10 protein-coding genes are annotated in these 12299 nt (G+C 41.5%); 2 read left to right on the plus strand and 8 right to left on the minus strand.

Annotation, left to right across the window (positions count from 1 at the left end; all coding sequences use genetic code 11):
* Positions 1-35: 35 nt before the first annotated feature.
* The 3 genes from AR334_RS19875 to AR334_RS19885 all read right to left on the minus strand — a co-directional run bounded on the left by AR334_RS19875 (position 36) and on the right by AR334_RS19885 (position 3170).
* Positions 36-1250 carry a serine hydrolase gene (locus AR334_RS19875; RefSeq protein WP_066316215.1) on the minus strand — a complete coding sequence of 405 codons (1215 nt, stop codon included), beginning with the start codon at positions 1248-1250 and terminating at the stop codon, positions 36-38.
* Positions 1251-1576: 326 nt separating this feature from the next.
* Complete coding sequence (locus AR334_RS19880; protein ID WP_066316218.1) at positions 1577-2377, minus strand: prohibitin family protein; 801 nt, start codon at positions 2375-2377, stop codon at positions 1577-1579.
* A gap of 181 nt (positions 2378-2558) precedes the next feature.
* Positions 2559-3170 carry a hypothetical protein gene (locus AR334_RS19885; RefSeq protein ID WP_066316221.1) on the minus strand — a complete coding sequence of 204 codons (612 nt, stop codon included), beginning with the start codon at positions 3168-3170 and terminating at the stop codon, positions 2559-2561.
* Between the two features lie 197 nt (positions 3171-3367).
* On the opposite strand from AR334_RS19885, the gene AR334_RS19890 reads away from it, so the two are divergent.
* Complete coding sequence (locus AR334_RS19890) at positions 3368-4558, plus strand: MFS transporter (RefSeq protein ID WP_066316225.1); 1191 nt, start codon at positions 3368-3370, stop codon at positions 4556-4558.
* A gap of 20 nt (positions 4559-4578) precedes the next feature.
* Here the strand turns inward: AR334_RS19890 and AR334_RS19895 are convergent, their stop codons facing one another.
* The 5 genes from AR334_RS19895 to AR334_RS19910 all read right to left on the minus strand — a co-directional run bounded on the left by AR334_RS19895 (position 4579) and on the right by AR334_RS19910 (position 11519).
* Positions 4579-4914, minus strand: coding sequence for a L,D-transpeptidase (locus tag AR334_RS19895; protein ID WP_066316229.1), 336 nt, complete (start codon positions 4912-4914; stop codon positions 4579-4581).
* A gap of 39 nt (positions 4915-4953) precedes the next feature.
* Complete coding sequence (locus AR334_RS29615; RefSeq protein WP_156431339.1) at positions 4954-5163, minus strand: hypothetical protein; 210 nt, start codon at positions 5161-5163, stop codon at positions 4954-4956.
* Positions 5164-5331: 168 nt separating this feature from the next.
* Positions 5332-5541: a cysteine-rich CWC family protein gene (locus AR334_RS19900; protein WP_066316231.1), complete on the minus strand. Its 210-nt coding sequence runs from the start codon at positions 5539-5541 to the stop codon at positions 5332-5334.
* Between the two features lie 362 nt (positions 5542-5903).
* Positions 5904-6305, minus strand: a complete 402-nt coding sequence (locus AR334_RS19905; RefSeq protein ID WP_066316233.1) for a VOC family protein — start codon at positions 6303-6305, stop codon at positions 5904-5906.
* A gap of 273 nt (positions 6306-6578) precedes the next feature.
* The gene (locus tag AR334_RS19910; protein WP_066316235.1) at positions 6579-11519 is read right to left on the minus strand and encodes a cadherin domain-containing protein; all 4941 of its coding nucleotides are present in this window, start codon (positions 11517-11519) and stop codon (positions 6579-6581) included.
* A gap of 313 nt (positions 11520-11832) precedes the next feature.
* Here AR334_RS19910 and AR334_RS19915 point away from each other — a divergent pair, with 313 nt between their 5' ends.
* On the plus strand, positions 11833-12291 hold the full coding sequence (locus tag AR334_RS19915; protein WP_066316356.1) for a staygreen family protein: 459 nt from the start codon (positions 11833-11835) through the stop codon (positions 12289-12291).
* The last annotated feature ends 8 nt before the right edge of the window (positions 12292-12299 follow it).

A 12299-nucleotide genomic window follows, 5' to 3' on the forward strand; every position in this document is an offset into this window, starting at 1 on the left:
CAAGTTTTTCGAGTAACCCGACTTTACTGACGACTTCAATTCTTCTTTCCAACTTTAATAGATATTTCTTTAAAAATAGCCGGCCAGCTATCTACATTCCCCTGCGATTTGCCGGTTCGTAAAATGACGATATTATTTTCCGGGGACATATATAGGAACTGTCCATACTTTCCCATGGCAAAAAAGTCTAGACCACCCTTATTATTCAGTGTACTATACCACATGTATTTATATCCTATATTACTATTTTCTAAGAATGAGCCTTTATATTCTTCATTATTTAAAGGGAAATCGCTAAGTGTCGATAGTTTTATCCATTTTTCATTTAGTATATGCTGTCCATTCCACGTCCCACCATGAAGTAACATGCTACCTATCTTAACAAAGTCGATCGCTTTGAAATTAATACCGCTCTCCATCTTTTCAAAACCTGTTATTTTACTGTCCAGACTCCACGAAGCATTATGTTCAGCTCCGATTTTATCCCAAACTTTCTGTTCAAAATATTCCGCTACATGTTTCCCCGAACTCCGCTCCAATATGATGCCAAGTAAGAGTGGATGGTAATTGTTATAATGAAATTTACCGTTGTATTTTGTCGTCAGATGATGATGAGTCAACGCTAAATGACGTAAATCAGGCGTATAATAAGTTTTGGCATCGTCACCAAACCAGATTTTCCCTTCCTCATAGCTGATGTCTGAACGCATCAAAAGCAAATCTTCAATTGTGATTTTTTCCATATTTGTTCCTTTGAACTCAATTATATAATCAGCAATGGACTGTTTTTCACTTTTAATATAACCATCTTCAATCGCCATTCCAATTAACAAAGAATCGATTGACTTAGCCATTGAAAAAGAGGTATTAACTGTGTCCTTGTCATATCCATTGTCATACTCTTCAAGGACTACCTTGTCATCGTGGACAATAATAAAGGATGTGGTATCGGTGTCCTTTAAAAAGGTATCCAATGGCTTCTTTCTGCTTTTTCCACTAAAGTCATAGTCTATGGGCATGGTTTTTAAGGATCCAACCAAGTCATATTGGTAAGTATAGGGCTGAGAGCTTTTTTGAATTATCCGCTCAGGAAATACTTTGTAATCCATTACATCTGAATTCCCATTTACTATGGTCCTAAAAACATATTGTGGGGAAAACTTTATGGAGGAAACGAATACAAGTAGAATGGAACAGATTAAGGAAATGATTAAGAAAGAAAGGAATAGCTTGATCGTTTTTTTCTTCATATGACCTCCTAAAATACCAATTTTTTCAGGTCTAATATAGCTGAATGTTGATTTCACTTATTTGAAAAATAAGCGGAGAAATTCCGGCTAAATTGGGAAATACTCATATTTCCCTAAAAATAAAGGAAGTTTTTCCGCTTATCTTATCCAAATCTTTAAATTTCGCCTTATTTAGAGCAGTTAATCGGAATTTCTCCGCTTATATCCGCTTCTAAAGCTTCCACTTTCTACTTTAGCAGGAAATTCTCCGCTTATGAATTCTCATACCCACACAAACATCAACACTAAATAATAACAGAGCCTAAAAAACAGAACCGTCCCTCTGGTCACTTCCCAAACCCATTAACATCGATAAATGGAGTGGCGCCTCCGGTGACACTCGGGAGACGGCCGTCCCATTTTTCTAGGGCCTTTTCTTGGACTTCGATTTGTTTCAGTTGGATTAATTCCGGGGTGACTTCTTGTTTCTTCAGCCGCAGTGCTTCGGCTTCGGCTCCGGCTTGTGCCACTTTCTGCTCCGCTTCAATTTTGATTCTCTCGAGATCCCGCTGGGCACGCAAGGCATTTTGCTCTGCCGTTTGTTTCGCTTCGATTGCCTTATTAAATTCTTCACTAAACGCGAATTCCTTAATATTGATATCCTCCAGCAACATGAAGTATTTCGTTAATTTATCCGCCAGCATATCCTTCACTTTCGCGGATACCTCAGGACGTTTCGAGATCAATTCCTCCGCTGTGTACTGGGCGGTAACCGCCTTTAGGGCTTCAGCGATAGCGGGGTCAACAATGCGGGAGCGGTAATCCATACCAATTTCCTGATAGAGCTTATTGACGGCATCGGGATCAACCGAATAGTTGACCGCTACCTTTGTCGTCACCATCTGAAGATCCTTTGAAGCTGCTGACTGGGAGCTTTCTTCCTTTTGGACCCTGACCTCAACCTGTTGAACGGATTGGATAAATGGGATCCTAAAATGAAGCCCTTCCGACAATATAGTCGGTTTGACCTCCCCCAATTGCACCAGAACGCCCCTATTCCCAGATTCGACAGTGGTAACCGAAGAAAATCCCACAACGACTATGACCAGCGCAATAAGTCCTGTTATTATGGATTTTGTATATTTCACATAGTAGCCCCCTTTAAATTTCCATTATTAAACAAATATGAAAATAAGAGGGACTTTATACATTTATATGAGAGGGACTTCCCTTATTAAATATAATCGCAGAAAAATGGAGTGGAATCTCCACTCCATAAAAAAATTACTATTTTTCAGCCAAAACCCAATCAACGTCCCCTTCAGCTGGTTAACGTTCCAAGGAAGAAGTACTGTTCCGAATGGCATATCCAAGCAGAATCCATGTGATGCTCCAGATCCCAAGAAGGATGGGCGAAGGATTTCCGTTCGGGATAATATAGAAAATAATTTGGAATGGGATCATCACTACGTAGTACAACCCAACTAAAAGCGGCGCCATCCGATGCCATCCCGTTAGTCTTTTTGCCACGAACACGGCAATTCCCAGCATTAGCATACCGACGCCGACCAATAATGCACCTACGGGATAAAAGAACTCCACCTCGTACCCTACAATGTATTTTGACAAAGTAGCTGCCAGATAAGAACAAATCCCTATGAGGGTGATTAACGTTCCGATAAGTCCGACCCGCCTCATCCGGCCGCTCCCGCTAGCACGGAGCATGAGTAGGCCCAACGGCCCGCACGCCATGCCCAACAACATCGGTAAAGGGATTAATAATCCAGTGACGATTGCAGGTACCGACGCCTGTAGCTCTTCAACGCTAACAAGCACCACCCATAGCAGCCCACCGATGAGGCATGCTAGGCCAGCGAAGCGAATGCGCCTCGCCGATACTTCCGGTTTTGCTTGGTTGGGTGGCTCCACATTACTTTCCATAAAATTCACTCCTTCGTTTTAATAACAGGATACGCATCTGTTATTTAGTCGGTGAATCGGAGAAACTATGTCTTTTTTACTATATATATATGCCGCTATCAGGAGTATTTCAAGAAGACTTGAAATAGTTTTTAAAAAGTATGGAAAAAATAAATCCGTTATGATGCAAATAGCCTTGAAAGGCGGTCTTATCCACGATGGGTAAAATAAAAGGTAAACTCTGGACAAACCAATATGTCATTATAATTTCATTGTCTTTAGTCATGTTCGCTTCCTTTTATATGATTACAGCAGGCTTCCCCATTTTCGTATCAACCATAAGCAAAAATCCCGCGATTGCAGGAACCATGACCACCACCTTAATGGCAGCATCTTTAGTTACGCGCTTCTTTGCAAGTGTCATCATCCAAAAAGTGAATATGAAATGGCTCCTGGTTATTTCCCTCGTTTATTTTTTGGGTACGATCGGTCTTACTTTTGTAAACGACTCCATCGGATTTTTAATCTTCATTCGAGCCCTACAAGGGATTGGATTTAGTATGCTTACGATTTTAGTCTTTACGATATCAAGTCAAATTGTTCCTAAGTCTCGGTTAGGTGAGGGCATTGTTTTTTTCGCCATGTCTACAAGCGTGGGAACGACAATGGGGCCGCTCATCGCTATTTCGTATCTTGCCCATTTTTCATTCCGGTCGATGATGATGGTAACGCTCGGGCTTATGACTTTTTCATTGGTGTGCAGCTTTTTCACAAAAAATCCGGTTAAAAAAGAACAGGAAAGTCCACAGGCGACAAAGAAAGAACCTTTCTATAAGTACATGTACGATAAGCGTGTCCTTCTTCCATGTATTTTGGTAACGTTAAATTATATAACCATTGCAGGAACCGTCAACTTTATGGGGGCGTTTGGGAAAGAGATTGATTTGGGCGGAAGGATTTCACAGTTTTTTATCGCACAAGGGATTGCAATGGTTATCGTTCGGGCTTTTTCTGGTAAAATTTTTGATCGGTTTGGCCACAGAGTCCTTATTATCCCAGGTGCTATTTCAGGGACTGCAGGTTTGGTTCTTTTAGGTTTTTCCACTAGTATGGTGATGGTTTGGGTTTCAGGGGCATTATTCGGAATTGCGTATGCCATCATCCATCCAATCATACAGGCTTGGGCATTAACGCTTGTCCCACCTGAGAAAAAAGCAACGGCCAATTCAATGCTTCTTATTTTTATCGATTTTGGGTTGGCCATTGGATCCGTCGGTCTCGGGTTCTTAGCAAAAAGTGTTGGGTACGGCATGACGTTTAGTTATTCTGCAGCCTTTATGGTGATTATTTTGTTATTGTATTTAATGGGAAGCAAGAAAACAGAAACGTTCAAGGAAAAATCATCCTAGTTTGTTACATAGCAATATGGTCATTTATGAATAAACACTTGGGTACCAATTTGAACTCTTGATGATAAGTCCAGAACATCATGATTAAACATTCTAATACATCCATGGGAGACATTCTTGCCGATAGATGATGGGTTATTGGTTCCGTGAATGCCATAATGAGGTTTTGACAATCCCATCCAAAGCACACCAAATGGTCCACCGGGATTGCGTTGTTTATTGATGATGGTGAATGTCCCTGTTGGAGTTGCTGTTAACATTTTTCCCACTGCAATTGGATAAGTTTTTATAAGCTTATTACGATCAAACAGTTTTAATTGATGTTTTGATAGGGATACGTCTATCCATCTTGCCATTAAGTCCACCCCCCATTTTTTTGAATATTGATTGCACAGTTAATAAGTTTGCCACCGGACCGGTGCATTGAATGGGACAGCAAACATTAGTGGTTGATTGTGAAAAAAGTGAGTATAGTGCGGATGGTGGTGTGGATGGTGGTGTGGCGGTGGTGGATCATATTGACTTGCAAACGCTTGAGTTGGACCATATTGGCACGGACAGCCGCCCCATCCCCCATACGGAATACTAAAAAGCATATGATACATTAGGCATCCTCCTTCAACATTTGTCCTGAATCATCATTAGTCTATGCAAATTCGGTATCTGCGGCATAGTTAAGTACCTATTTGGACAAAAGGCAATAAAAACATTTATAATCGCAAATAAAAACCACGATTTTTATAAAAAAATCGTGGTTTTTTAACATTATAATTTCATCGTATAATTTCCCTCATTCTTTGTTTTTCCTGAAATTTAATTAAACATTTTTTACATATGCAATCTACTCTTATGCTTTCATCAGGAACTAATTCAAAGATTTCTTTAGGAAATTCCTCCATATCGCACCAGCAATTGCCGTGTTCTCCAGCACCAGACATACATCCATTAGCTTCCCCGCATATTGGGCAATATTTATTTGCCAATTTAAAACCCCCTCCAATTACGGCACAATAATAGTCTTTTGTTATATTCTATGTCTTTTTTATTTTACCTTAGTTTTTACTTTTTTAGATAAAAGACTTAACAAACTAGTATAAAAATGAATATAAAATCAGCATTCAAAATCTCGAGGAAATAGCGTTGTACAATAGATGTTGTTCATCACTATTTTTAAGTAAATGTGATTTCTATTAAGAAAGATCAAAAAGAGAAAAACACCTACTAAAATTTCGCTAGTAGGTGCGTTATTTTTTATGTCTGGTTAACTTAACGGCTATGGGGGTTAACTCCGAATACGAATGGAATATAACCTACTATCCCTTTGTTGGTTTACTACTTTTTCAAATTATTGTTGTGCCATGTAAGCAACTTCCCAATAATGCCCATCCATGTCCTGATAACTCCTATAGTACATAAAACCATGGTCGATTGGTTCACTTGCTGCGGTGCCACCTAAAGCGATGGCCTTATCAACGATTTCATCCACTTGTTCCCTGCTGTCAGCGGACAATGCAATGAGAACCCCTGGCGTTTTCATTGGATCTGGTAATTCTCGTTTCGTGAACGTCTTAAAGTAGGATTCAACCAGTAACATGGCATATATATTTTCACCAATAATCATGCAGGCTGCCTTTTCGTCAGTGTATTCAGGATTGAATTCATACCCGATTCCCTTATAAAACTCCATTGATCTCTCCAGGTCCTTCACCGGCAAATTCACAAATATATGCTTAGATTGAAGGGCCATTTACTTCCCCCCCCTTTTCTCCTTTACTACCTAGCAGCATCATTTGACCAGTTTTACGCCTCATCCTTTTTCACTCCTTCAGAAAAACTAAATGATATATTCGCGAGTCTAATGATATGATTTTTTACCACTCTTAAAAATTATTCTTCGACAGCACAAAATATCCTCCCTATCTTCGCCAAAAATTCCCAGCATATACTTCAAACGATAAAAAAGGACAGAGGATTTCTCTACCCTTTGTCCTTTTTATCTAGTATTTCCCCAATTAATAGATTATCTTCTTCCTACTCGCTGAATACGGAGCATGGCGCCTCCGAGGATCAAAATGAGCAAACCAGCAAGCAGCCAATTGTACATACTTGTGGAAGTCTCCGGCAAATCGCTCCCTGTTACCGGCTTTTTGGCAGGTTTAATCACTAAATGATCAGGCTGGAAGAGGGCAAATGTGCTAAAATGGTTCGTCTTAGCGATAACTTGGCCGCCTGCAACTGTCCCACCGATTAATTCCCATTCCTTCTTTGCTTCATTAAAGTAGTGTACCTTTAATAGTTCCGGCTGGGCGTGGCCATTGATAGAAAATCCAAGCTCAATCTCATGGTCAAACTGATGAATAATGGTGTCTCCCTGTTTAATCGTGAGTTCATAAATCTCCCCTACGGCCAAATTGGAAAAAGGAATGTTCGCAGAATTCTTATCAACCCTTGCTATGCTAATGGCAGCGTCTCCCTTATCAGCAAAATTAGCCGCCGGGATGCGCAGCTGGACATCCTTGCCTAAAATCTGTATGCTGACGTGTCTCTTGATTAAGGTAGCTAGCTGGGCAGCAGTAAGTTTGACCACCTTATCCTCAGCGCGGGTCCCGTTCAGTTCAAAAATAAGGGTCCCATTGTCATCCAACAGGTCCACTTCCTCATCGGAAACCGTAACAATTTTGTCAGTTTCCTCAGGTATGACCTTAATCACCGGTTTCAGGCGAATCACTGTAATATTATACTTTGTGATTTGCCCATTTTCCGAAGTAACTTCAATGGTCTGAAGGTTTCTCCCCGCTTCAAGCTGCAACCATTCAGTTTTTTGGCCGCTTGTGACCGGTTTCCCATTCATTTTCACCGTTGCTTTCTGATGCGCCGCCGTTGGAGTGAATGTCATCTCCTTCACATTGTTTGATACATAAATAGTATATTGAGTCATTCCCGGTATGAAAGCAGGAGTCAGGTTCCCAGCGCTGGCTATTAATCCGCTCAGTGTAGAGTCACTTGAGAGAACATGCACGGTAACCGTCATAGCACCCGTATGTTTACCGTCACTTACACCAATCGAAAGCACATGAAGTGCCTTCTCCTTTGCACTTAACTTGGAAGAATCGGCTACAGAAATTTCCCCAGTCGTTTCATTCACAGCGAAAATGCCATCATCATTCCCGGACAGAATCGTATACGTGAGCCTATCTCCATCATCATCACGGGCCTCAACAACTCCCACCTTTGTGCCGGTTTCGGCAGTTTCATCAATGGTAAAAGAAAAGTCCTTCCCAACCGGTGCATTGTCATTGACGTTATTCAAGTTGATTTCCACCGCAACATCCGCCGTATGGAGGCCGTCACTTACCTGAACAGTCAGAGTAAAGCTTTGGACTTTTTCAAAATCCAGTTTTGTCGAATCCGCTATCGCCACTTTACCAGTGTCTTCATCAATCGTAAACGCATTGGTTTCGTTTCCATCGGTAATTTTATAATGCAATGCATCTCCGTCTGCATCATAACCTGTCACTGTACCGACGACAGTTCCGTTTGCGCTATTTTCATCAATGGTAAAATTAGCACCCTCTCCAACCGGCGCATTGTCATTGACATTATTCAGGTTGATCACCACCGCAGCATCCGCTGTATGGAGGCCGTCACTTACCTGAACGGTCAGTACAAAACTTCGGACCTTTTCAAAATCCAATTTCCCGGCATTCGCGACTGTGATCGTTCCAGTTTCCTTATTAATATTGAAAGCACCAGACTCATTGCCAGCTGTAATCGAGTATTGAAGCGAGTCTTCATCGGCATCCTCACACGTTACTGTTCCAACCGTCGTGCCAGCTAGAGCATTTTCATCGATGTCGAATACCGCATCATTCAGCACCGGCTGATTGTCGTTTAGATTATTTAGCCCAATCGTCACCATCGTCACGGCTGTATGATCGCCGTCGCTTACCTCAACGGTTAAAGAAAAGCTTTGAACCTTTTCATAGTCCAGTTTGGTGGAGTCCGCAACCGTCACTTCCCCAGTGTCTTCATCGATGGCAAACGCACCGGCTTCGTTTCCGGCTATTAGCTTATAAGAAAAAACACTTCCTTCATCTTCGTCCGTTGCGGTCACGAACCCAATCGATGTACCTCTTGCCAAATTTTCATCTATGTTTTTCGTAAATCCTTTTGGTACAGGCAGATGATCGTTCACATTATTTACATTTATTGTGATGGTGGCAATGTCGGATTCCATTCCAGCAGAGCGATCGAATAATGCCTTATATAAATCGTAAGCTTGCGGAGCCACTGTATCCAAGGCTTGCACTCTTAATTGATAGATACGTTTCCGTTCATAATCCAGTTGACGGCTATCTGCTACCGTGATTTCGCCAGTTGAAGCATTGATGGTGAACGCACCATCCTCATTGCCGGAAAGGATTTGATAACGAAGGATATCGCCATCGGCATCCGTTGCATGAACCTTCCCAACCACTGTCCAATTGGGCGCATTCTCATCGATGTTGAATACAGCGTCTTCGGCAATCGGCTTATTGTCATTTAGGTTATTTAAACCAATCGTCGCCGTTGTTTCAGCTGTATAGACACCATCGCTTACTTGAATGGTTAAGACAAAGGTCTTGATGGTTTCATAATCAAGCTTGACGGAATTAGCGACAGTCACTTCACCGCTACTTGGGTCAATCGCAAACGCCCCATCCTCATTCCCCGCTGTAATCTTGTAGGAAAAATGGGTATTGGCATCGTGATCCGTTGCCGTTACTTTACCGACAACCGTTCCATTGGCCAGATTTTCGTCAATATTTTTTGTAAAACCTTGAGCAACAGGGTGATTATCATTCAAGTCATTAACCCTGATGGTAACCGTTGCCGTTGTTTGATCGAAGCCATCACTGACTTCAACCGTTAATGAATATATTTTTGTGGCTTCGTAATCTAATAAACTTCCATTCGCTACCGTGATTTCACCGTTGACCGCATTGATTTTAAAAATATTCTTGCCATTTCCGGAGAGGATCCGATAGGTCAGGGCTTGGCCATCCGGATCATTACCACTGACATTTCCAACAACAGTACCATTGGCGGCATTCTCATCGACTGAGAATAGGCGATCCGCTGCTACAGGCGGGGTATTCCGATTGACCTTCACGGTATAGGTTGCGGTGCTGCCATCCTGAGCCGTTACAATAATCGGAATCGTATTCTCTCCAGCGGCAAGATGGATTAGCGGCGATTCCTGTCCGCTTTTTACCACATTTCCACCCACGGTTACGGTGGCATTGGCATCGGCAGTTGTTGGAGTAAACTTTATTTGGCTGGTGCTATTTGAAACATCAATAGAATAGTCCTTAATCGATGCTGCAAAAAGCGGATTCAAAACCCCTGTACTGGCGGTTAAATTGGCCAATAAAGCATTATTGGATGGCGCAGCTTTTTGGACCGTAATGGTATAGGTCTTTACGGTTCCATCCTGAGCCGTCACCTTAACCGGAATCAGATTGTGTCCTGTCTGTAAGGTAACATCGCGTCCGACTCCACTCGGCACGGATTGATTGTTCACCGTGATCGTAGCCGTCGAATCCGCAGCCGTTGGGGTTACAATGATGCTTGGAACATTATAGCCTACCGAGACAGAATAGTTCGTTGTTCCTGATGAAAATCCTGGCACCAATGCTCCGGGACTAACAGCCAAACTGCTTAAATTCGCATTACTGGAAAGCGGCGGTGCAAAGTTTAGGCCGAAGTCTTCACTTGTGCCATATAAATACTTTACATTTCTTAAGCCATTTTCCTCCATTACAATCATGATATTTCCAGCTGGATCCATTTCAGAGATTAGTTCCATCGGAGAACCACTCATGGACTGGGAAGTAACTTCCTTCGTTCCTTTTTTCCATGTTCCGGCATCCTTCACCATCGCGAAAAAAGTTGACGGGCCGCCTGTATCTTTGTACATCATGACATAAGGCTTGTTATCGATAACGCTGGCTTTAATCGGGTAACTGATTCCATCATTGTCAATGACTTCTTTGGTCCAAGTACCTGATTTGTTGGTAAGTAAATAAGATGTGTACGCTTCATCAGAATAGGAGAGATATATTTTTCCAGAGGAGTCGACGACAAAGGGTGTTGGATAATAGTATTTCTGATCTGTTATCGAATCAATAATCTTTTCATGCACAGCAGGAAAGTTCGGGTCACTCACCTTCTTGTGCGTATAATAGACATTTCCATAATAATCATTTTGATTATCTTCTTTGACGTACGTGATGTGAATGGTGTTAGCCTGATCAACCTGTATTTGCGGTTCGTGCACTTCATCAATCGCACTTGTCCCACTGACAAGCGTTTTAATCACCCACGATCCGGATTGGTTGGTTGCGTAGTGAACTTCGTACTTCCTTGGGTCATTGGCGTCATTGTACACATAAACGATATGAGCTTTTCCATTTGAATCAAAAGCAATCTTCGGATTGTACATGTTTTTCCATCCATAAGGATCTTGAGCGCTCTCAACCTTCTCAAACGACCAGCTGCCATTTTTATAAATACCATACTTTACGCCTCTATCACTGGTCGTACCTGAACCCCTGTAAAATAGAAAGGCCGCATAAATCGTATGGTTACCATCAATGGCAACATCCGAAACTCCCCCGTTAAACCCACTGTCTCCAGTTGCAGCAGCGGTTATCGCGGTTAGTTCCTTCCACTGGTTATTCTCCCATTTCTTAATCGCAATCTCATTCATCCCTTTCACATGAGATAGATAGAGATCACCGCTTGGACTAGTAAATAGATTGCTATTGGCCCAAGCATTGCTGGTAAATTGATGGACAAGTCCCTCTACCAATGTACCGCTGGCCGCATAACTACGCTGCGTGGCACTAATTGGTCCAACAATGACAAGCTGTAAAAAAAGGACAAATGCAACCAATCCTTTGAAACTTCTAATCTTCAAAAACCTATTCCTCCTTCCAAACCACAAAATTAGTGAAAAAAAGCCTTTGCCAAAATAGGAAAAACTTCATATGACAAATATCACTCTTTTTCTACCTAATTATTTACTAAATTGGTATTTTTGACAACTTTTTACATGATCTTTTTAAATACTAAGTAATTTGGAATTTCAACAGATATTTTGTGTTTAAGCACGGCTGCTTTATATGAGAGATATCTTAAAAAGAAATCTCAAGAGAATTTCCTACCCTTCACTCACATATTTATGAAAGAGCCCTTTCATGATAAAAACTAATGTTAATGGAGTTGATGGCATGAGCCCATTTAATCCTGAAAAACTATTTGTCGCATACACCGCTGGAGTGACCCCCACGGAACCAGTGATTCCTCGACGTTATACACTCACACACTCTGATTCTACTGGAGATCTTTTTTTGACGATTGGAACGCATTATGCCTGGGAAAAAATAAATCCGATGCGAGACGAAGTACTAGGCGAATGGAAACAAGATGGGCGATCGTTATATTATTCTATTTATCTATATATCGATCAAGGTGAATATAACGTAACAGCAGCAGCCAAACGCTATGAAATATTTAGACGCGAATTGCCACTGGCGTTAACCGCGATTCGATACGGTGATCGAGTTTTATTCGACACCTACCCTGCTCTAAATCAAGCCTTCATCATCATTCACTTTCGATCATCCTATCCTCAGTTTGCTAAACAAGAAAATGGGGGGACTTTCCAACATTATATATACCGAACATAATTTAAGAT

The organism is Bacillus sp. FJAT-29814 (assembly GCF_001510715.1).
Lineage (GTDB): Bacteria > Bacillota > Bacilli > Bacillales > Cytobacillaceae > Neobacillus.